The sequence below is a fragment of the Pseudomonas sp. B28(2017) genome (assembly GCF_002113025.1).
Classification (GTDB): Bacteria; Pseudomonadota; Gammaproteobacteria; order Pseudomonadales; family Pseudomonadaceae; genus Aquipseudomonas.
The window spans coordinates 109,513-131,106 of record NZ_NEJH01000013.1 but is presented as its reverse complement, the minus strand read 5'-3'; the positions used below and the strand labels follow the sequence as shown (position 1 = coordinate 131,106).

At 56.9% G+C, this 21,594-nt stretch carries 20 protein-coding genes and 1 pseudogene; 12 read left to right on the top strand and 9 right to left on the bottom strand.

Annotated elements, in window-relative coordinates; all coding sequences use genetic code 11:
* The first annotated feature begins 162 nt into the window (after positions 1 to 162).
* The 8 genes from CAF65_RS24515 to CAF65_RS24475 all read left to right on the top strand — a co-directional run bounded on the left by CAF65_RS24515 (position 163) and on the right by CAF65_RS24475 (position 8,939).
* Positions 163 to 1,740, top strand: a complete 1,578-nt coding sequence (locus tag CAF65_RS24515) for a glycosyltransferase (protein WP_256578726.1) — start codon at positions 163 to 165, stop codon at positions 1,738 to 1,740.
* Positions 1,734 to 3,029 (top strand): glycosyltransferase, encoded by a 1,296-nt coding sequence (locus tag CAF65_RS24510; RefSeq protein ID WP_085718590.1) that lies wholly within the window; start codon positions 1,734 to 1,736, stop codon positions 3,027 to 3,029. The genes CAF65_RS24515 and CAF65_RS24510 overlap by 7 nt, the downstream gene beginning before the upstream one ends.
* The gene (locus tag CAF65_RS24505; RefSeq protein WP_085718589.1) at positions 3,026 to 3,910 is read left to right on the top strand and encodes a bifunctional 2-polyprenyl-6-hydroxyphenol methylase/3-demethylubiquinol 3-O-methyltransferase UbiG; all 885 of its coding nucleotides are present in this window, start codon (positions 3,026 to 3,028) and stop codon (positions 3,908 to 3,910) included. Before CAF65_RS24510 ends, CAF65_RS24505 begins: the two co-directional genes overlap by 4 nt.
* Positions 3,907 to 5,064 carry an acyltransferase gene (locus CAF65_RS24500; protein ID WP_085718588.1) on the top strand — a complete coding sequence of 386 codons (1,158 nt, stop codon included), beginning with the start codon at positions 3,907 to 3,909 and terminating at the stop codon, positions 5,062 to 5,064. Before CAF65_RS24505 ends, CAF65_RS24500 begins: the two co-directional genes overlap by 4 nt.
* Positions 5,058 to 5,891 carry a class I SAM-dependent methyltransferase gene (locus CAF65_RS24495; RefSeq protein WP_085718587.1) on the top strand — a complete coding sequence of 278 codons (834 nt, stop codon included), beginning with the start codon at positions 5,058 to 5,060 and terminating at the stop codon, positions 5,889 to 5,891. The genes CAF65_RS24500 and CAF65_RS24495 overlap by 7 nt, the downstream gene beginning before the upstream one ends.
* Before the next feature lie 514 nt (positions 5,892 to 6,405).
* Positions 6,406 to 7,284, top strand: a complete 879-nt coding sequence (gene hchA / locus CAF65_RS24485; protein ID WP_085718586.1) for a glyoxalase III HchA — start codon at positions 6,406 to 6,408, stop codon at positions 7,282 to 7,284.
* An 8-nt stretch (positions 7,285 to 7,292) separates the two neighbouring features.
* The gene (locus CAF65_RS24480) at positions 7,293 to 8,000 is read left to right on the top strand and encodes a PA1136 family autoinducer-binding transcriptional regulator (protein ID WP_256578725.1); all 708 of its coding nucleotides are present in this window, start codon (positions 7,293 to 7,295) and stop codon (positions 7,998 to 8,000) included.
* Positions 8,001 to 8,297: 297 nt separating this feature from the next.
* Entirely contained in the window at positions 8,298 to 8,939 is a 642-nt protein-coding gene (locus CAF65_RS24475) for a LysE family translocator (protein WP_085718584.1), read from the top strand.
* A 125-nt stretch (positions 8,940 to 9,064) separates the two neighbouring features.
* On the opposite strand, the pseudogene CAF65_RS24470 reads toward CAF65_RS24475, so the two are convergent.
* Both CAF65_RS24470 and CAF65_RS24465 read right to left on the bottom strand, forming a co-directional pair.
* Positions 9,065 to 9,424, bottom strand: a pseudogene (locus tag CAF65_RS24470) (SseB family protein); the annotation flags it as partial.
* Between the two features lie 557 nt (positions 9,425 to 9,981).
* Entirely contained in the window at positions 9,982 to 10,443 is a 462-nt protein-coding gene (locus tag CAF65_RS24465) for a DUF6196 family protein (protein WP_085718583.1), read from the bottom strand.
* 124 nt (positions 10,444 to 10,567) lie between these two features.
* On the opposite strand from CAF65_RS24465, the gene CAF65_RS24460 reads away from it, so the two are divergent.
* Complete coding sequence (locus CAF65_RS24460) at positions 10,568 to 11,476, top strand: LysR family transcriptional regulator (protein WP_085718582.1); 909 nt, start codon at positions 10,568 to 10,570, stop codon at positions 11,474 to 11,476.
* Between the two features lie 519 nt (positions 11,477 to 11,995).
* Positions 11,996 to 12,277 (top strand): DUF4291 family protein, encoded by a 282-nt coding sequence (locus CAF65_RS24455; protein ID WP_085718581.1) that lies wholly within the window; start codon positions 11,996 to 11,998, stop codon positions 12,275 to 12,277.
* Here CAF65_RS24455 and CAF65_RS24450 read toward each other — a convergent pair.
* The 3 genes from CAF65_RS24450 to CAF65_RS24440 all read right to left on the bottom strand — a co-directional run bounded on the left by CAF65_RS24450 (position 12,266) and on the right by CAF65_RS24440 (position 14,180).
* A complete protein-coding gene (locus CAF65_RS24450; RefSeq protein ID WP_256578724.1) occupies positions 12,266 to 12,595 on the bottom strand; it encodes a hypothetical protein in 330 nt (109 codons plus the stop codon). The two genes, CAF65_RS24455 and CAF65_RS24450, sit on opposite strands and share 12 nt — an antisense overlap.
* A gap of 402 nt (positions 12,596 to 12,997) precedes the next feature.
* The gene (locus tag CAF65_RS24445; protein ID WP_085718580.1) at positions 12,998 to 13,315 is read right to left on the bottom strand and encodes a hypothetical protein; all 318 of its coding nucleotides are present in this window, start codon (positions 13,313 to 13,315) and stop codon (positions 12,998 to 13,000) included.
* Between the two features lie 445 nt (positions 13,316 to 13,760).
* Positions 13,761 to 14,180, bottom strand: coding sequence for a Rap1a/Tai family immunity protein (locus CAF65_RS24440; protein ID WP_085718579.1), 420 nt, complete (start codon positions 14,178 to 14,180; stop codon positions 13,761 to 13,763).
* A 1,267-nt stretch (positions 14,181 to 15,447) separates the two neighbouring features.
* Here CAF65_RS24440 and CAF65_RS24435 point away from each other — a divergent pair.
* A complete protein-coding gene (locus tag CAF65_RS24435; RefSeq protein WP_085718578.1) occupies positions 15,448 to 16,401 on the top strand; it encodes a hypothetical protein in 954 nt (317 codons plus the stop codon).
* Between the two features lie 511 nt (positions 16,402 to 16,912).
* Here CAF65_RS24435 and CAF65_RS24430 read toward each other — a convergent pair.
* From CAF65_RS24430 to CAF65_RS24420, 3 genes are read right to left on the bottom strand one after another with little or no spacing between them, the layout of a single operon-like run.
* Complete coding sequence (locus tag CAF65_RS24430) at positions 16,913 to 17,983, bottom strand: MFS transporter (protein WP_218191729.1); 1,071 nt, start codon at positions 17,981 to 17,983, stop codon at positions 16,913 to 16,915.
* 40 nt (positions 17,984 to 18,023) lie between these two features.
* Positions 18,024 to 18,617 (bottom strand): NADPH-dependent F420 reductase, encoded by a 594-nt coding sequence (locus CAF65_RS24425; RefSeq protein ID WP_085718577.1) that lies wholly within the window; start codon positions 18,615 to 18,617, stop codon positions 18,024 to 18,026.
* A gap of 11 nt (positions 18,618 to 18,628) precedes the next feature.
* Complete coding sequence (locus CAF65_RS24420; RefSeq protein WP_085718576.1) at positions 18,629 to 19,381, bottom strand: 3-oxoacyl-ACP reductase family protein; 753 nt, start codon at positions 19,379 to 19,381, stop codon at positions 18,629 to 18,631.
* A gap of 110 nt (positions 19,382 to 19,491) precedes the next feature.
* Between CAF65_RS24420 and CAF65_RS24415 the strand changes: the two genes are divergently transcribed.
* Complete coding sequence (locus CAF65_RS24415) at positions 19,492 to 20,457, top strand: LysR family transcriptional regulator (RefSeq protein WP_085718610.1); 966 nt, start codon at positions 19,492 to 19,494, stop codon at positions 20,455 to 20,457.
* Between the two features lie 47 nt (positions 20,458 to 20,504).
* On the opposite strand, the gene CAF65_RS24410 is transcribed toward CAF65_RS24415, so the two are convergent.
* A complete protein-coding gene (locus tag CAF65_RS24410) occupies positions 20,505 to 21,593 on the bottom strand; it encodes an alkene reductase (RefSeq protein WP_085718575.1) in 1,089 nt (362 codons plus the stop codon).
* Between the last annotated feature and the right edge of the window lies 1 nt (position 21,594).

The following is a 21,594-nucleotide window of genomic DNA, read 5'->3' as shown; positions in this document are numbered from 1 at the left end:
GGTTCGGCAGCGTCGCTTCGAAACTGCGAGAAACTGACTACTAAAACAAGAACGACGACGGGCAGGATGACGATGGACGAGCGCCAGTAAACACTGGCTCGAACCCTGTCCTCCCCGTCATGGCATGAGGCTGCCGGGATGGCGGCGTCACCGTGGGATACCATGAATTTCATTCTTTACTCCGACGTCAACGACAGCTCCATCAGCCAGAGTCTCGGCCGTCCCGAGTACAGTTACTACTTCGTGCTCAAGGCGTATCGCCCGGTACTCGAAAGCCTTGGGCGAGTGCATGTGGTGTCCTCCACCGCCGAGGTCGATCCGCTCTACAAACAATTATCGGCTGCCGGCGAAGACAGTCTGTTCCTGTCGTTTACGCCGCCGCAGAAAACCCCCAACGACCTTGAGTGCCCGACGATCTGCGTGGTGGCCTGGGAGTTTGATTCGATTCCCGATGAGCAATGGGATAACGATCCGCGCCAGGACTGGACGCAAATGCTGGCGCGCCAGGGCCGGGTGATCACACTCTCCAGCCATACCGCCCGGGCGATTCGCCGGAGCATGGGCGAAGACTTTCCGGTGCTGGTGTTGCCGACGCCGTTGTGGGAAAACTTCGCCGACTTTCGCAGTCGCCACACCAGCACCCCGATCAGCACCGGCTCGACCCTGGACATCAAGGGTTGCATCTTCGATACACGCACACTCGGGCTGAGCGCCGATGCACTGATTCCCGTCGTGCCGACCGCCGAGGAACTGGCGGCACTCGAGGCCGAGCTGGAGGCATTGAAGCCACCGCCGCTGACGCTCAAGCGGCGCTTTGTGATTGCTCGCCATTACCTGCATATGTGGCGCCTGGACAAAGGTAAATCGCTGCCGGTCCCGGTGCATCGCACTCATTTTCTGAGCCAGTGGTATTGGGAAGGGATTCGCGACCTGTTGTCGCAAGCCGCCCATGAGCGCCTTGCTGACTGGTTGCCGGCCATCGCCGGCCCGCAGACGATTGCCGTACCCGAGCCAGAACCGCGAGAATGGCCGGACACCACCGCCCAGGTCGAAACACAGGTTGACGGTGTGGTGTACGTCACCGTGTTCAACCCGCGCGATGGTCGCAAGAACTGGCATCAACTGATCAGCGCATTCTGCTGGGCGTTCCGCGAAACGTCTGACGCGACGCTGGTGCTGAAGATTACCCAAAGCGATCTGTCGTCCTACCACGACGAACTGATGACGTTGCTCGCGCAACTTTCGCCGTTCGCCTGTCGGGTGGTGGTCATGCACGGCTACCTGGACGACCCGCAATACGCCCGGCTGTACGAAGCCGCCAGTTTCTACGTCAATGCCTCGCGCTGCGAAGGGCTGTGCCTGCCGCTGATGGAATTCATGGCCAGCGGTAAACCGGTGATTGCCCCGGATCACACGGCCATGGAGGACTATATCGACGAGCGCGTGGCGTTTGTGGTCAAGTCCAGCGAAGAGCTGACCATCTGGCCGCAGGACACTCGCATCATCTACCGCACCCTGCGTTACCGGCCGGATTGGGGTTCGCTGAAAACCGCTTACGAAAACAGCTACCGCCTGGCCAAGGAACAACCGCTGGAGTATCAGCGCATGTCCCGCGCCGCCGTCGAGCGCATGCACGATTACTGCGCTTTCGCCCCGGTGCAGAAACGCATGGCGGATTTCTTCGGGCTGGCGCCACAGGCTTTGCCGGCAGCAACCGTGACGGATAACGCCCCATGCTGATCATCATTCATTCGGAAACCAACCAGCACACCATTGCCCAGAACCTTGGCCGCTCGGAGTACAGCTATTACTTCGTGCTCAAGGAGTACCGACCCGTTCTGGAGCGGCTGGGGCGAGTGGTAGAAGTCAGCGACCCGCAGACCGAAGTCGATGCCTTGTACCTGGACTGTTTGTCCCGTGGTGAAGCTTGCGTGTTCCTGTCGTTCTCACCGCCTCATCGCACGCCGGTCAATTTCACCTGCCCGACGCTGCCGGTGTTCGCGTGGGAATTCAGCACCATCCCCAACGAACCCTTCGCCGGTGACCCGCTCAATGACTGGCGCACGGTGTTGCGGGCAGCGGGTGCGGCGATTACACATTCCAGCTACACCGTGAATGCGGTACGCGAGGCGATGGGCGCCGACTATCCGATCATCGCGGTACCGGCCCCGGTATGGGACCGGTTCTCCGCGCGCGGCGCCCACTTGCAACGTCAGCCCCTGGCCAGTCAGGTGCGGTTGACGCTCAAGGGCTTGCTGGCAGACAGCCGCGAACTCGACTTGCGAGCCTTCGGCCCCGTGGCAACTCGCGAAGGCGTGGGTATTGATTTCCAGGCCCCGCCGAGTGAACACGAGCTGGTCCTCGATGGCGTGATCTACACCTCGGTGTTCAACCCCGGTGATGGGCGCAAGAATTGGGAAGACATGCTCAGTGCCTTTTGCGTGACGTTTCGCGAGGTGGATGACGCAACGCTGGTGCTCAAGTTGACGCACCACGATGCCGAAGAAGCGCTTGCTGACATCCTGCACCATTTGTACAAAAACCAGTCCTACCGCTGCCGGGTCGTGCTGATTTACGGCTATCTGGCTGACGCGGACTATGAGCAGCTGGTGCAAGCCACGAGTTACGTGGTCAACACCTCCTACGGCGAAGGCCAATGTCTTCCACTGATGGAGTTCATGTCCTGTGGCAAACCGGCCGTGGCGCCACGGACCACGGCGATGATCGATTATCTGGATGCCGATAATGCATTCCTGATTGACTCCACCGATGAATTGACGGCCTGGCCACATGACCCGCGCAGGGCGTTTCGTACCTTGCGCTACGTCACCAATTGGGCGTCGTTGTGCAGGGCTTACCAATCAAGCTATGACGTGGCCAAGGGTGATCCTGAACGTTATGCACGGATGTCCGTGCACGCAGTGGCCAGCCTCAAAAAATTCTGCAGCCAGGCCACCGCCGGGCAGCGGCTTGGCGTATTTTTCGAGCGCCTGTTCGAGAACCGTGCCGTGGAAACCCCCGAGGCATGATTCGCGCATTGGTCAGACGTTTCTTTCCAGAGACGAAACCCGAGTCCCGGCCCGCGCCGTTTCCGGTCGAGCCATCCCGTGTGTCGCCAAGGGATGTGGGCTTGCACGATGCAATGCATGACGGCTGGTTTTCGGGCGACAGCGGCGAATTGCTCAAGGGGTTTGCCATCACCGCCGACGACACCTTGCTGGATGTCGGTTGCGGCGAAGGCGTGGCGACGTTGTTCGCAGTCCGCCAGGGCGCTTCGGTGATCTTCACTGACAGTGAATACGACAAGGTCCGCGATCTTGCCCGGCAAGTGGCTGCGCAATCAGACAAACCGAACCTGGGGCTGGTCAGCAATAGTTTGCCGTTGCCATTGGCCGAGGGCTGCGCCAGCAAAGTCGTGTGCATGGAAGTGCTCGAGCACATCGACCAGCCGGAACCCTTCATGGCCGAACTGGTGCGCATGGGCCGCCCCGGCGCGCTGTACCTGTTGAGCGTGCCATCCCCGGTGGGCGAGCATTTGCAGAAAGGCATCGCCCCAGCCAGCTATTTTCAATCGCCCAATCACGTGCAGATTTTCAGTCCCGAGCGATTCGCTGCGCTGGTGGAAGATGCGGGCCTGGTCATCGAGCATCGTCAGGCATCCGGGTTTTTCTGGGTCATGGGCATGATTTTCTTCTGGGCCAGTGAACGGGCTGCCGGGCGAGACCTGGGTGGTGCGGTGCGCGACCGGATTCAGGCACCGTACCCGCCGCTGATGGAGAGCTGGGCGAAAACCTGGCAGGACTTGCTGGCCCGGCCCGACGGGTTGGCGATCAAGCGGATGCTGGATCAATTCATGCCCAAGAGCCAGGTGATCATTGCTCGCAAACCTCATGTCCAGGAGGGTGAATGAGTAACGAAAAACGGATCATGGACATCGAGTTGCTGCGCGGCATTGCGGTGCTTGGCGTGCTGTTTCACCACCTGCAGGACAGCCTGTTCGCGGCGGCTGTGCCATTGCTGCAGAGCATTACGCTATACAGCCAGCCGTGGTGGGGCGTGGATCTGTTTTTCGCGATCTCGGGTTTCGTCATTGCCCGCAGCCTGATCCCGGCCTTGCGCCGCTGCACAACCCGTCGGGAGTATTGGCAACAGACGCGCAATTTCTGGTTGCGCCGGGCCTTTCGTTTGCTGCCGTCAGCCTGGTTATGGCTGGCGCTGATGTTGCTGGCGTGTGTTTTTCTCAACCGCTCCGGCGCGTTTGGCACGCTGCACGCGAACATTCAGGCGACCCTGGCCGGCGTCGCGCAATACGCCAATTTTCGCTTTGCCGACAGTTTCTATCGCTACGAGTACGGCACCAGTTTCGTGTACTGGAGCCTGTCGCTTGAAGAGCAGTTCTACCTTCTGTTTCCGTTGTTGATCGTGCTGTTTCGCAAACACCTGGTGTGGGCTTTGCTGGCGCTGGTTGCCGTGCAGTTGTTTACCTTGCGCACGCCGATCCTGATGGTGGTGCGCACCGACGCGCTGGCCCTTGGCGTGCTCTTGGCGATGTGGAGTACGCAATCGTCGTACCTGCGCTGGGAGCCAACATTCTTGCGTCGTCCATGGGCGGGTGTTATCGCACTGATTGCGGTGTCGCTGCTGCTCAGTTTCATGGCGACGGATCGTTTCACCTTCACGTCTTACCGGATCGGCGTGATTGCGGTGCTGTGCGCGGTGCTGGTCTGGATCGCATCCTACAACCGCGATTACCTGTTGCCGCGCGGCGTGTTCAAGAACCTGATGACGTGGGTCGGCAGCCGTTCCTACGGGATTTACTTGATCCATATCCCGGCCTACTTGCTGGTTCGTGAATTCATTTTCCGTTTACAGGCTGCCGGGCTGCCCAGCCCGGCGGGCCATCCGATTCTGATGTTGCTGATGGCTGGCGGCCTGATCGTGCTGCTGAGCGAACTCAACTATCGCTACATCGAAATGCCCATGCGCAACCGCGGTGCCTCGCTGGTCAAACGCCTGGGCACCTCCCGAACAGCCGCCTCATCCTCTGGAGCCACCTCATGCTGAGCCTATTGAAGAAACTCACAGCGGGCACGCCCGCGCCTGTGCAGCCAGAGACACCGCCTGCGCCACCCGTGGCGGAGAAAGTCGACCCCTATATGCTCGGCCTGCACGACGCGATGCTCAGCGGCTGGTTCAATCAGCAAACCGGCGAACTGTTCACAGGATTCCCCGTGACCCCCGAGGACACGTTGCTGGATGTGGGCTGTGGTGACGGCGGCAACGTGCATTTCTGCGGGATGCGCGGGGCAAAGATCATCATTGCCGATATCGACGCAGCCAAGGTCGAAGCGACCCGCCAGCGCCTGAGCGATACACCGGCCCGCGACGTCGAATGCCACGTCACCGACTGCAACCCGCTGCCGATTGCCGATGCGACCGCCACGCGGGTGGTGTCGACCGAGGTCATCGAGCACGTGGACGATCCAGCCCAGTTCCTCGCTGAACTGGTACGCGTCGGTAAACCGGGCGCGTTGTATCTGCTGAGCGTCCCGCACCCCAGCTCCGAAGATCTGCAGAAAGATATCGCCGCGGCCGAATATTTCCAGAAGCCCAACCACATCCGCATCATCAGCGAAGAGCAGTTCAAGGCCATGGTCAGCGATGCCGGCCTGGAAGTGATCAGCCACAGCCAGTACGGATTCTACTGGTCGATGTGGATGCTGTTGTTCTGGGAAGCCAAGGTCGATTTCAGCAACCCGGACCATCCGTTGCTCAACCACTGGGCGGATACCTGGCAGGCGATCCTGGCTTCGCCACGGGGCACGCAGATCAAGCAGGCGCTGGATGCCGTGGTGGCGAAAAGTCAGGTGATCATTGCGCGTAAACCCTGATCCACAATTTGTGGAGGCTACGGCCTGCAACGGGCCGTTCGTCACTGTCATTGGCCAACAGCTGCCCTTCGTGAGCGGCCGCTTCCGACCGATTCTGTTGAAAAAGTCGGCCATGATTTCTCCGGTAAAAACGTACGCGCTTGAAATTGAAATCTTTACTTTGAGCAGAGGATTCCAGGCTCGGATTTCGCGTAGCGGCGCGCAAAAAAGGTGTTTTCAGCGGTCAGTATGCGGGCAGTCTGGAAAATCCGACTTTTTCAACAGAATCGGCCAGGAGCGGTCATACAGAAGTGTCCCCTCACAGCAATCAATGTGCTATTGAGCATCTGATCAGCTTCTGAAGCTATCGGTCGGATTCGGCCAAAAACCGCTTTTGCCGGGCTAGACTTTTGTTTTGACGTTGAGGTCAGGGTGTTGCTGGCAGGGTGTTCGATTGAGGGAAAACCCGCATTGTTGCTGGTATGACAGCCCCCTAGCATGTCAACGAAATTCGCCCAGCACGACGGAGTAAGCCATGACCAATACACACGCCGACGACAAGCGCCCAACCCCTGATCCAGCAGAGGACAATGCGTTTTTCCCCTCCCCTTACTCGCTTGGCCAGTTCACTTCTCCAAAATCCGATCTCAGTGGTGCCGACTATCCCGATCCTTACAAAGGCGGGCGCTGGAAGGTGCTGGTGATCGGAGCGGATGAGCGTTACCTGTTGACCGATAACGGCACGATGTTCTCGACAGGTAACCATCCTGTGGAAACCTTGCTGCCCATGTACCACTTGGACAAAGCCGGCTTCGCGTTCGACATCGCGACCTTGTCGGGTAACCCGGTCAAGTTCGAGTTCTGGGCGATGCCATCTGAAGATGCAGAGGTAAAGGGTCTGTACGCCAAGTATCGCGATCAATTCAAGCAACCCATGAAACTGGCTGAAGTGGTCGACAAAGCATTAGGCGAAGACTGCGACTACATCGGTGTTTTCATCCCGGGTGGCCACGGCGCCTTGATTGGCTTGCCCCAGAGTGAAGATGTGAAGAGGGTGCTTGAGTGGGCAGCCGCGAAGGACAAGTTCGTGATTTCCTTGTGCCACGGACCGGCGGCGTTGCTGGCCGCGGGGATAGGTAAAAACAACGACACCTTTCTCTTCAATGGCTACAAGATCTGCGCGTTCCCTGACGACCTCGATGCCAAGACTCCCGACATCGGCTACATGCCGGGTCACCTGACGTGGAAGTTCGGTGAGCAACTGACAACGCAGGGCTTTGAGATCATCAACAAGGACATCTCCGGTGCGGTCCATCAGGACCGAAAGATGCTGACTGGCGATAGCCCACTGGCGGGTAACGCACTGGGTAAACTGGCGGCATCTGCCCTGTTGAAAGAGGCCGCTGGCCGGTGATCCCCAGTGTGGCCGACGCAGCCCTGCGCATCGTCCTGGAGATAGAGCGCGCCTCGGCGCTCTCGTTGATCCAGAAGGCCATTCGTTCATTTACCAAGCCCTTTGGCTACGACCGTTTCGTCCTGTTTTCTGCCTCATCGGCACGGGACGACGTGGTCGAGCGCATTTATTGGGTCGAAGGCGATTGGTTGGGCATTGGCCAGGTGGTGGATGACCAAACTTACGTTCGGCACTGCCCGGTCACCCGCCATATCCTGGAGGCCCGCGAACCCTTCTTCTGGACAAAAACCCAATGTGAAAACGGGGGCAGTTATCGTGTGGTTCGCCGTCCGGTCGGTTTGGGTCCGCACGGCTTGCAGATCCCCGTTTTTGGTCCCTTGGGTCTTGAGGGCGCCATGAGCCTGGGCGGAAAGCAGATAGATAGCAGCCCCGAGGTTCGCCTGGTCTTGGGGATCGTGGCCACAGCGGCATTTTTTTCCGCTCGCCGATTGCTGGAAGCGCCAAGCAATGACGTGGTCAGGCAGCTCTCGGGTCGTGAGCGCGAGGTGTTGACTTGGACGGCCGCGGGTCGACGGCAGGCCGATATCGCGTCAGCGCTCGGGCTATCGGAGCGAACCGTGGAAAACCATCTACGCGCCGCGCGCCGCCGCCTTGGGGTGGCAACTACGGCTCAAGCCATCAAGATAGCCATTCGCAATGGTGACCTTGGCGACTGAGGCGGCGGCTAAACCGGATCGAGTGCGAGGTGCTAATCGCCTTAGAGCCAGGTGTGGCCTTGACGCTGGCCTTTCGCCTCGTGAAGGTAGGACGGACTATCTATAATGGGTCGTTTTTGCCTGTCATATCGGACGGCAGACGGCCGATTGTTGCCTGTCACCACTGGCAGCTATGGGGCTGTCGGTGGGCAAGGAACGCTTTCAATCCAATTACCGTCTGGGAAACCGAGCATTACTTAACTGATTCTCCCGTTCGTTCCTGTAACATGCCAGCCCCCACCACTACGAGCTTTGAAAATGGATTCTCACTCGATTCTGACGTTTACATTGGTCGCCGCGATTGCCATTGCCAGCCCAGGGCCTGCGACCTTGATGGCGATCAACAATAGCCTGGCCCATGGGCAGCGCAGCGCCATATGGTCATCGCTCGGCAACGCCAGTGGCCTGTTCTGCCTGTCGTCCGCTGCCATGCTGGGGCTGGGGGCGCTGCTTGCCAGTTCCGAATGGCTGTTCAACGCGGTGAAGTTCATCGGTGCCGGTTATCTGTTCTACCTGGGCATCAGGCAATTGTTCAAAAAGGGCCCGATGGTCCCGGACGGGATTCAAGACGACTTGAAGGAAAGCCGGCCGTCCCGATCCAAACTGTACAAAGCGGCCTTCCTGACGGCGGTGACCAATCCCAAGGCGACGATGTTCTTCACCGCGTTGTTCCCGCAGTTCATCGATCAGAGTGCGGCATTGCTGCCGCAATTTCTGATCCTCACCTCGATCTTCATGGCATTGTCGGTGTCGTCCCTGAGCCTCTATGCCGCGCTCGCCTCGCGGGCCAAGGATGTGCTAACCCGGCCTGCGCTGTCCCGCTGGGTCAGCCGAGTGGTGGGGTCGACATTCATCGGTTTCGGTGCTGCCATCCTGACCATGCGGCGGCAAGCGGCGTAGGTGAGCCGGGTTTGTAACTCCGGTAACAGGGAAGGCTGTCCGAGCAGCACTTTGGTGTCTTTTTCGACCGTGCGCTGCACCGGCTTTTGGCCGATCTCGTCGGAGAGCAGATGGCGCACTTGCTCCGGGAAAAACTCTTTCCCGTAAGGAGACTTTGGATTGAGGAAAAGAGGGGCGCCCAGTGTGATTTCAAACAGCGATCTGGCCGGGATCTCTATGTAGGACTCTTCGCTATCTATGGATCTTTGTAGTGTTTGCAACGAAGAAAAAAACGGGATGACAGCGGAGCCATCAGGCTTTTGCCAATGCGCGATGCTGATGTTGCTACCAGCCTCGAGGTTGACTTGACCTTCGCCAGTGCCGGCAATGCCAAGGACGTAGATAGTGGAATTCAACAGAGTCTTGAAAAAGTCAGGTCGATGGGCCGGTTCATCCGCCGCCAGCCTGAGTGATTTTTCGAGGGTGTTTTCTTGCTTGGTATCCATGATGTCCATCGGCAGTTCCATCAAAACAGACAAAAAGTGAGCGGCAAAGAGCGCGCAGTTTTTCACGCGACCGTGAAAACAGGAAGAACAGGAAGAACAGGAAGAACAGGAAGAACAGGAAGAACAGGAAGAACAGGAAGAACAGGAAGAACAGGAAGAACAGGAAGAACAGGAAGAACAGGAAGAACAGGAAGAACAGGAAGAACAGGAAGAACAGGAGGCTAATAAATCTGAAGCATACGGAGAGTCACCCTGAACGGTTTTCCAAGGAGAGTTCCTCCATATCAGTGGTGGATGAAGAGCCAAATGCGGTTCGCCTCGAAGGGCTGCTTTTGGCCGATTCTATTGAAAATAGTCGGACGTGGTTTCCACGGTAGAAAAGTACGCGTCAGAGATTGAAATCCTTACCTTTTGACAGAGGCTACCGGGCTTGGATTTCACGTAGCAGCGTGCAGAAAAGGCGTTTTCACTGATCAATATGCGGGCAGTCTGGAAGGACCGACTTTTTCAATAGAATCGGCCAGAAGCTGACATCTGGGGACACGCGAACGTATCCGCTACAGGGAAACTCCCACCTCCCCGTCCACTTGGCCATCTACCAAAGCCTGGATCTCTGCGAAGACATCTGAAGCTAGGCTGGCCGGGACGCCCCAATAATCAAAGATCCCGCCCTCATCTCGATTTTGGCCACAAGTAACAAAAACGCCGGTCCCAAACCTCTGCTTCAGGCGCATTGCCAACCAGCCAACGAACCCGCTGTTGTCGGCGCCTTCCGGAAAATGGAACCGGAAGACACCGAACAGCTCTTGCTCGAAGTCCGCACAGGGGACTAGTTGACTCCATACCTTGTCATCTCGTACGAGCGCCAGTGCATCAGGGCGTGCGGCACCAGGAAACGATGACAAAGGAAACTCCAGAAACGTGTAAGTGCCGGGGAAGAACCGGACACGCGCTTCGGTAATTACGTGCAACAGTCGGCGCTCCGTATCCCGTGCCGTTTCATGGGAAATGTTCACCATTTCATACTCTCCGTTCCGTAAAGCGCGCAGCGCTTCTTTTGATTGACCCACGACATGCTAAGCATGAAGATCTTAAAGATAAATGTTCAATATCAAATAACATTGACAACCAAAGGTTGTAGATATGGATAAGCTGAAAAGCATGGCGGCGTTCGTAGCGGCAGCTGAGTCAGGCTCCTTCTCGGCAGCGGCTGCCGTATTAGGCGTGACTCCACAGCTGATTGCCAAGCAGGTCGGCAATCTGGAATCTCAGCTAGGGCTCAAACTGATCACCCGAACCACTCGCCGCCAAAGCTTGACCGCCGTGGGCAGGGAATATTACTCGCGCTGCAAGGCTATCCTGAGTGACGTTGAAGACGCCGATGAGTTGGCGCTGTCAGCAAACTCGACTCCGCGCGGAAAAATCAGGATCAGCGCGCCCTATAATTATGGTTCTCATAGACTCATCCCGTTCCTGACCCAATACCTGACGCGTTACCCGGAAACGGAAATCGAGTTGGAGTTGACGGACAGGTTCGTGAATATCGTAGAAGAGGGATTCGAAGTCGTGTTTCGGCTGGGCAAACCCCAACTGGCCGACAGCGCGGCATTGGTTCAACGCGGCTTGAGACCTTACAGGATGTTTGCTTGCGCATCCCCCGCTTATCTGTCACGCAAAGGGACCCCGCTCCATCCCGAACAACTCGTGGACCATGATTGCCTGGGCTATCTATTCTCCGATCGAATGACGGACAAATTCTGGCGATTCACCAAAAACATGCAGACGTTCACGATCCCCATTGCGAGTCGACTGAAAGTCAATAACACCCTGGCCAAGGTGAACGCCGCATTGTCGGATTTCGGCATCACGCTCTGCGTCGAGGATGTACTGATGCCCTACGTGCAACGGGGTGAACTGGTCGTACTCTTCGAGGAATTCGAAGGGCCCACGTATCCCGTCAATCTGATCTACTCCTTCGACCGTCGCCCCTCCGCAAAGCTCAGGCACTTCATAGACGAAGTCGTTGCTGCATTGGGTTCGCCGCAGGCCTGACAGAGCAAGGGCTGGTTGCGCACAGCTTGTATGCAAGAGTGCTGAGTAGTGAAGGCGAGATCATCTGATCGCACCTGAGCCATGGCCGTCCGGCCTGATGCCGATGAGGCTGGCAGTAATCCGTTACTGGATGTCCGTATATGGACTCCTCCTCATTGCTTTGGGTCCAGGCTGTGTGAAAACGTTTGTGAGCGTAGCGACTGCTAAAAATAAGGCTGAAAACCGCGCTTCTACGCAAAATCCGGCTTCACTGACCAGCCGATCAATTCGGATTTCACGTAGAAGCGCGCACTTCAATTTCTGGTTGGGGTTTTCACACAGCCTGGGTCGGTTTCAGCCGGTCGTGGCAGGCTGCAAACGGCCAAAAGCTGCCTATCAGAGATCTAAAGCTGAGGCTGTTACTCGTCAAATAAGGTCCAGCCATGGTAAATGCTGTCAAAGTCTTTTGCCGCAAAAAATAACACCAGTTCCTCTGGGTGACGCTGATTGCTTTGCTGCTTGAGCTATACCGATCCATCAATGAGCAAGGAAAACTGGGAGCGACTAAAAAATAGCGCTCCCGTGCGTATCCAGCGGGACCCAGAGCGGGATTTATTGCTTCAGCCGCTATCGCATCGGGCTATTCAAATTAGGTTGAGCAAAGAGGCGGTGAATCTCTACGTGAACCAGTGGGTTCGGCAAATCTCCGATGTAACGCCGCTGGCTCACGAGATTGATGCACTCGTGTCCAGCGTACGATTTGAAGAAGCACGAGCAAAGCTGCCAGCAGAAGCGGGCTATGAATCAAAGCTACGCATATGAACCAAATGGCCCATATACGACCTTAGCATTCACCATCGCGTCTTCAAATTCCGATTGGGTCAGCAAGGAAGCGACATGGTCTGGCCACATCTCACTGATGTGCTTGGTCCAATCTTCAGAAATCATCTCATGGATAGGCTGAAGGATTTCTTGTGGGTGCAATCCATCTTGAGAGAGCTTTTTTAACGATTTCTCAGTGGCCTCAATATAGTTCTGGCCGACAGAATAACAACTCACATATGCACCAGATATATCGGGCGGCATAATCGATTGTTCAGTCCGTTTAACATGAAACGGAATAATAAAAACCTTAGTCAAATTCATATTCCTCTTACCGCAAGGTCTTAGGGTCAATGATTCTGGCGATGCCAGGTTTAATGGCATCTTTCAGCCACTGAATCTGCTCTGATGTCCGAAGACCGAGTGAACCGCCCCAGGCTTCGTAGACACCTCTTTGCCTTAAACTGAGGCCAATCAGGAGGAGAATCGCCCCTCACTAAGTAGACACTCGGGAGTGTTCGCTCTTGGCTGTGCTGCTCAGGGCGAAGGGCAGAAATTGGACGATTTCTGCCTGTCACGACCGGCTGAACCCGACCCAAAGCTGACGGTGGTGAAAGGCAGAAATCAGCCGTTCTCAGCCTTTCGCGACCGACGGAAAACGGCCATAAGAGGACGATTAAAACGAGGGAGATATCTTTCCCCTTTTACACTGAAGTTCTCTCAAATCTCCTCGTAATGCCCACCAATTAGCGATACACAAAGCGCCAGCGCTGTCGAGACATCGTGGGCAGGCACCCTACGTACCTCCAATTCCTCAAGCATATCTTGGTCAGCGTAACGGGTGAAAATGGCGTAGCCGGAGTCGAAGACCGACAGCACTACTAGCTCCCCATTTTGACTGCCGCACTGTAGCCAGCAATCGGGATGCTCTTCGTCCCGATCAGAGAACAAATCTTGTAGGACGCTTTTCATTTGCTCTACGCTCGGCTTTTCAATGGTGTCGCCATGGCGAGCGGTGAGATTAATCCATTCGTGCATTTGCATATTTCCTTGTCATAAGAGACTGAATCGAAGAACTAAGCGCTTTCCTCACTATCGCGGGGGTAGGTTGTATTTCACCTCACAGCCTAAAGCGGTTCAAGCCGCATCCTAAACTGGACATAGGAAAGTAAAGGCTGCCGAATTTACTTCCCCGAATCTAAACGTCCGCTTCTGGCCGATTTCTGCCTGTCGCGAAGGGCAGCAGTCGACCCAAAGCTGCCGGCCAGCATCGGCAGAGTTCGGCCAAAAGCAGTCACTTAAAGAGATCTAAATCATATCTCGGTGAAGTTGAGCTATCTTGTCGGAAAATATAAATCTGTCCCCTTTTTTTGCCTTTTTTTGGGGGACATAAGGCTGCACTTCGTCGGCAGTTCCGGCTCAAACGCGGATATTGCAGAAGAGGAAGAAGGAATACACTGCGACACCCCCAAGGGGCGCTGTCCTATCGGCAAGGATAGGTATCCGATAGCGCAACGGTGACAGCCACGTTCTGATGCATCTGGCGCAACCGCTCATCGTTTTCCAGGCGCAGCAGCACCGACTTAACCAACTCCTGGTTGCTAATACCCTTGGGAACGCACACGAATGGCTTCATCAATTGAGCCTGCTGCAAAGCGGATACCGTGCCCTTCGCGGCCAATACGGTACCGACGCAGTAGCCGGCCTTGAACTGGTCTCTTCGGGATGCATCCGAATTGCTCCACTCTTGGCAGGTGCTAAGCAGTTCATTGCCATCGTACTTGAGCGTCTCCTGCGGGGGCTCTTGGAGGGCCAGAGCAGAAGTAGACAGGGTTGCCATAAGCAGGAACGTGAATAGCTGTTTCGACATATCGATGCTCATTGTTCTGGTTAGATTCGTCATACTGTCGCCTTCCAGAGAGTTAGGCGAGCCTTTGCATAAAGCATTCTCGGCGTTTGATGGGTAAATGGGACGAATATATTTGCCGAGGCAGCGGAAGATATAAATCAGCCCACTTTTTTTTGCTGTCCCCTTTTTTGCTTATAGACACATCTACATGGCAGATTTCCTCGATCGCAATCCTTCTTGACCGGAAGCGAACGGTTTGAACCACTAGTTAGAGATTAATAACCGCGAGCCAATGAGAGAAGCCAGCCAATCTGAGACTTTCTGTCTCTTGAAAATATGCACCATATCGTAACTATGGAAGTGAGCGAATGGAGTCCACATATGAGAACGCCGGTAAGTATTGATGTGTGCGCTTGTACCCCAATGATCATGAGGGTGGCGAGCACGGCTGGAATCATTGAAATATATAACACAATAATTGTTCGCCAAATGTAGCCCCATATCGTTATGGGTTTTTTTGACTTTAGGAGTCCGTCTTCGGTGGCTAATTTTCTCAATAGAAATATAACGAATGCATTGTATATGGCGAGCCAGACTAGGCTTACTATTAAAAGGACGCCTGCTGAGTATGGGGAGTTCCTTGGGGATAGAATGGAAAGTGCCACTCCAATGACTAGTAGGATGAGCCATGCTTTTTTCATGAATGGGTCAAAGTGTCTCATTGGATCTCCAATTATCTATAACGATTTAACTAACAGGCTAGCAGAAGTGCGGATTTTTCGAATCCAGTGAGCGGAGGGAACGGTTTGAACCACTAGTTAGAAATTAATAACGTTACTTGTCGTCCCTGTAAGTCCTTGTCTAGCTTAGACGTGGTCACGGCAAACGCCAAATTGCTCGGGGAGAAACGCGCTATGGATGACGGCAAGCCCTGCTGCGCTCTAAAATCGATCCAGCATCGCTAATGGTATCTATTTGCCATCATCGTGTCCACCGTCCGCTTGTGGCCGATTTCTGCCTGTCACCAAGGGCAGCAACCGACCCGTTACTGCCGGTTGCGTCAGGCAGCAACCGCGTCAATCGAAGTTCAGAAAACCTCCCTTCTTTGGACTACGCTTGGCAAATCGACGACCAACTGCAAACGGCGATTTAGCGCATGAGCTTGTAGGAGCATGAGGTGGAAGTAATGCTCTGCGAGGAGACGTTTGACGTCTTCTACAAGGCGGTAACGCCCCAAAGCAACCAGTCATGACGGGTAGAAAACGGCCAGTGCCTGAAATATAAACATGACGTACCAAAGGGGGCTACAAAAGGGTGCTATATGTTCCGATGGATGAGGGAACTTTGGGCGGGATCGGATCTGGTCGAGTTTGAGAGCTCGTTCGGACTGACGGAATCTGTTGAGCGCCTGAAAGCCGTAACACGGCACTGGGCCATGTTTACGCTTTCGCGAGAAGCGGCCGTGGGAACGGTGACGGAGTCTCGCGTTTCGCTCCAACGTGTTATCCCGATGGTGCGCAACTCATTCAAGCCACTTTTCATCGGCCGATTCCAGATGCGCCAAAACCAGGTCGTGCTAACCGGGCGTTTTGCGCTGCACTGGTCCGTTAAGCTCTTCATGGGCTTCTGGTTCGGGTTTTGTGCGCTCTTTACAGCATCGACTTTGATTGCCGCCGTGCCTGCGCAACACGCCACAATGTTGCCGCTGGTGGGGCTTGCGATGATGGCCTGTGGAATTGGCTTGATGCGAATCTCTGTGTGGTTTTCCCGAAACGATCGGGCATGGCTGTCTGACGTCATTCGCACGGCGCTGAGTAATCAGGTCGCGATTGCATCAAAAGTTTTGTCGTCAGGTGAACTGCGGAGCTCCCCAAAGCGGCCACCCACAGTCATCGCGATTGTCACAGCTGTACTCGCCTTCCAAGGGCTCATGCTCTGCGTTTCTGCCATAACGGATATCCAGCCTTCCCAAGGCGGTCCAAGTGGTTCGGTCCTTATGCACTATGCAGACGTTAGACTTCGCTATCTTTCCATAATTTATGGCGCCATTACTCTCGCGCTGGCTTTCGGCGTTTACCGTCAGCGCATGTTTGCCTGGCGAATGGGGTTCCTGGTGCTTTTTGGGGGGGCAGCCATCCAGATGCTTGGCTTGCTTGCCCGAGATGATCTTGGCAATGCGCGTGTTCCGTCCTTGATCTTCTGCATCTTCTCCTTGGTGATCATCCTCGCCTTGGGGCGCTGGTGGTACGCGCAGCGCGTCCATTTTCACGATTGATCGAGGGAAGGTCCGCTTTTGGCCCAGGCTGTGTGAAAACGTTTTAGAGCGGGGTTTACGGTCAGAGGCGGACCGAAAATCGCGCTCCTACGCAAATTTTTGGTCTGCTGATTAACCCAAACGTTGGCAGATTTTACGTAGCAACGCAGACTTCAAAACGGTGCATACGTTTTCACACAGCCTGGGCCGTTATCTTCCTGTCGTGAAGGGTTCATTCGACCCAACATAGCGGGTGCTTATGGTTGAAGTCGGAAAGGGGTGTGCGCTACGTCGAATTCTGATGGCATGCGACTCATTTCGACCACCTGCCCTTTCAAAACTCGACGTGTACCCTATGTCTGTACGAACAAGCGGGGCAGGTGGCTGACCTGGGGCGAAACTCCCCAATTAGGCGACTTTGCAGGACGATCAGCCCTCCGGCTCCACTGCACTTTGACTGTCTTGGTGTATTCGCCCAGCAGAATCACCACTGCCGTCAGGATGGCCAGCATTCCGCCCAGCGTGACGGCGCTCAATACGCCGAGATGGTCAACGCGCCAACTCCGATTGAAACCTGCGCACTGGACACGAAGATCGCGCCCATGGCTTCCAGTCTGTCCGGCGCCATGGCGAACAGCCAACTTTGCATGGCGATCGGCAGCAAGCCGAAACCGACGCCCCATAACACCATGAGCATGACCACGGCAGAGGCCAGGGATGCCATACCCGACAGGAGGATCATGGGGATGCCCATCAAAAGTGCCGTGCCGATCAGCGTCCAGGAAGGACTTCTGGTGACCGCCCAGCCGCCCAGCAGATTGCCGATGAACCCGGTGACACCAAACCCCAGCAACAGGGCACTGAGCGATGCCGACGACATGCCTGCTTCGTTGATCAAGTACGGTGACAGGTAGGTGTACGCGGTGAATTGCCCGACAAAAATTAGAAGAACCGCCAACAGTCCGACGCGTGTCTTGCGCAGGCGAAGGGCTTCAGCCAGTGAACCCAGGCCAGCACCTAGCTGCGCGGGTAGTCGCGGCAGCGTGCGCCAGAGCAGCAGGGTGATGATGACTGACAGTCCTGCGGCCACTGCGAATACCACACGCCAACCCAGGACTTCTCCCAGCAGGGTGCCAGCGGGCACTCCGGCAACGGTGCCAATCGAAACGCCGGAAAATATCAGTGAGGTGGCCTTTGCCGCCTGCTCGGGTCGCAGCCGCAGCCCCAGTGTGCCGCCAATCGTCCAGAATCCACCGACGGCAATACCTAGGAGCGCACGGCCCAGCAGCAGTACCCACAGATTCGAACTCAGTGCCACGGCCAAATTCGACACAGCGAGCAATGCCAAAAGGGCGCAAAGCACCTTGCGTCTATCGATGCTGCGGGCCCAGAGCAGCGCCAATGGCGCTGTCACTGCTGCGAGCAAGCCGGGCAGTGTCACCATCAGTCCGGTTTGCCCTTCGGTAATCGCCAGCTCCCGAGCGATCTGGGGTAACAAGCCTACAGGCAGGAATTCGGTGGTCACCAAAGCGAAGGCGCCAATACCCACCGCGGCTACCAAAAGCCAGGAGGCCGCAGCATTGGAAGAAGTTGAGGTTTGCACAAATTTCTCCTGAAGCGAGGCCGGGTCAGCGGCCTGCTTGTCAGTCGTGTTTGACGAGGTTGAGTCCAGGTATCGGACCATCGGGGAACTGAGCCAACAGGCCTTGTTGCAGGCTGCCCAGGTCGATGCCGAAAAAGCCCAGTCGTGTGATGAGTTCAGCGACCTTCTGCTTGGCCTCTACATGATCGCCGGCGTAGAACAGCACGCGCCTCCCGCCTTCAGCGTTCGGGTTGGTGAGCAACCGCGGAGCCAGGTGGTTGAACCCCTTCACGAGCCGGGCTCCGGGCAGCAACTCTGCGACGACGTGGGACGATGTTTTGCCGTTCAGATCTAACGGCTTGAACAGTGGGGCTTCGATCGGGTTGTTGGTATCGACCACAATCCGACCCTCCCACGGGCCCAGCCCTTCAACCGCCTTTGGAATCTTCGACCAGTTCACCGCGAGGAAGACGATGTCAGCCTGGCTGGCCTGTCGGGCCGTCACCGCCTGAGCGAGTGGACCCAGCTCAGCGACCAACGTCGCGAGACTCTCAGGTCCGCGACTGTTGGCGAGGCTGACGTTCAATCCTGCATCCACCACCAGGCGGGCAATGGCCGCGCCGATGGCACCGGCACCTATGATGCTGATATTCATGGAGACACTCCTCAGGCGGTGAAACCACCGTCAACCATCAATTCGGCGCCGGTGACAAAACTCGCTTGCGAGCTGGCCAGATAAGCCACCGCATTAGCGATATCCTTGCCTTCGCCATAGCGACCGACAGCGATGTTGGGCCGGACAAAGTCAGCCACGGGACCATCACCGGGGTTCATGTCGCTGTCGGTAGGGCCGGGATGAACGGTATTGACGGTGATGCCGCGGGGGCCGAGGTCACGAACCAGCCCGCGACTGAAACCTGCGACGGCACCTTTGGTCAGCGTGTAAGCCGATGCAGTCCCAAACGCTGCGTACTGCACCATGGAGCTGCCGATGTGGATGATGCGGCCGCCCTGACCCATATGTTTGAGTGCCTCTTGAGTGGCGACAAACACACCGGTGACGTTGACGGCGAGGATTCGCTGGAAGTCTTCGAAGGCGATGTCTTCCGGTGCGCCGAGCACACTAATGCCCGCGTTGTTGACCAGGATGTCGATTTTCCCGTAACGCTTGGCTACTTCGCCAATGGCCGCACGCACGGCCTCAGGGTTGCCCGCATCGGCCGCTAATGCGATGGCGTGACCACCCGTGTCGATGATGTCCTTCACGACTGATTCAGCACGTTCAGGCGATGCGTTGTAGGTGATCGCAACGGTGGCGCCATCGGCGGCCAGACGTTTGGCGATGGCAGCGCCGATGCTGCGCGAGCCGCCGGTGACAATGGCGATTTTGCCAGTGAGGGAGAGGGTAGTTGCGTTCATGGTAATGCCTCGGGTGTGTGAGAAGTGAGGCTATGAGACGCCTTTAATCGCGCTTCCAGTAGCGGGTAATGGCTATAATCACTTTCAATGAATGCTTGAAGGTGGAAATCATGGAGACACTGGGGAATCTGCTGTCGTTCGTGCGCAGCGCTGAGTCAGGCAGCTTCTCCGCGGCAGCGCGACGTCTGGGCCTGACACCCGCGGCCGTCAGTCGCAACGTCGCCCAGCTTGAGGCAAACCTGGGCGTGCAGCTGTTTCAGCGCAGCACGCGCCGCGTCACGCTGACCGAGGCCGGCGAGCGATTTCTCGGCAATGTCGAAGAGGGTCTTGAAAGCGTCCAGGCAGCCATTGCGGATGTCACCAGCCACGCCGGTGAGCCTGCCGGCGTGCTGCGTGTCACCGCGGCGCCGAGTTTCGGTCGGGATTTTCTGCTGCCACTGATGCCGGATTTTTTGACGCGGTATCCGAGCGTGATACCGGAGTGGTATCTGGATAATCGACAGGTGGACCTGGTCGCGGAGGGTTTTGATGCGGCGATCGGCGGAGGTTTTGAACTGGCTCCCGGCCAGATTGCCAGAGAGATCGCCCCGGCCCATCTGGTGCTGGTCGCCTCCAGGGAGTATCTGGCGCGCCAACCTCACATTGCTGATCTTGATGATGTTTCCCGGCTGGACCATCTGGCCATGCGTTCGGCAAAGACGGGCAAAGTCCGCAGCTGGGTGCTGCAAGGCCCTGAGGGTCAGCAAGGTACCCTGGACATGAAACCCCGTCTGCTGGTCAACGATCCGCAAGCGCTTTGCCAAAGTGTCTTGCTTGGCTTGGGCGTCGCACTCCTGGCGGTGCCGGATGTGTTGAAACACCTTGAAGACGGAAGCCTGCAACGGGTGCTTCCGGACTGGCACGTCAACGCCGGGCAGATCTCACTGTATTTCTCCAGCCAGAAGCGACTCCCCGCCAAAACGAGGGCTTTCGTGGATTTTCTGGTGGAGCATGCGCGACGGGAGCAATGGGTTCAGCGGCTTGATGCGCGGACGTCGGTTCGCGGGCAGGTCTTTGGAATGGGCGAATCGATGTAGATGCCAGGCCGTAGGCCGTCACTGTTGACGGCCATCGTGCCGGGGCATCAGGCGATCGCCGTTTCGTACGCCGGATAGCTGGTGTAGCCCTCAGCGCTTTGTGTGAACCAGGTGCTGGCGTCGTCCTGTGACAACGGCAGCCGGTCTCGCAGGCGTTTTGGCAAATCCGGATTGGCGATAAAAGGGCGGCCAAACGCGATGGCATCAGCGAACCCCGCTTCCACGGCGGCCTGCGCCCGTTCGAAGTCATAGTCGGAGTTGAGGATCAGCACGCCCTTGAATGCCTGACGAATGATCGACGCCAGGGGGGGTCGCTCCGACGCCCCGAACGTGCCATCCAGCGGGGGCTCGCGCAGTTCGAGATGGGCAATTCCAATCTCCGACAGCACCTGTGCGACACGCACGAATAGCGGCTCCGGATCACTGTCTCGCACACCCAGATCGTAGCTGCTGGGCGATAGTCGCACGGAGGTCCGATCGGCACCGATCACCTCGGCGACAGCCTCAGTCACCTCCTTCAGCAGGCGGATACGATTGTCTATCGAGCCGCCATAACTGTCGGTTCGAAAATTCCCGCTGTCGCGCAGGAACTGGTCAATCAGATAGCCGTTGGCGGCATGGACCTGCACGCCGTCGAACCCGGCTTCGATGGCATTGCGGGTGGCTTGCTGGAACTGCTCCACCAGCTCGGGAAATTCTTCCGTACTGAGTGCCCGCGCAGCGATGTAAGGCTGTTTTCCCGCATAAGTGTGCGCCAGGCCAGGCGCGGTGGTCACCGACGCCGAGACGGGTTGCCCACCCCGCAGGAAGCTCGGGTGAACGACGCGGCCCATATGCCAGAGTTGCGCGATGATACGGCCGCCTTTGGCGTGTACGGCATCGGTAATGAGCTTCCACCCGGTCACCTGTTCCTTCGACCAGAGACCGGTGGCATACGCCCAACCCAAGCCCTGCTGGCTGATGCCGATGGCTTCCGAGATGATGAGGCCAGCGCTCGCCCGTTGGGCGTAGTAATCGACCATCACCGTCGTGGGCACATGATCACGGGTACCGCGACCCCGCGTCATCGGGGCCATGAGAATACGGTGGGGTAACTCGAGGGCACCCATTTGTAGCGGTTGGAAAAGCGATGTCATT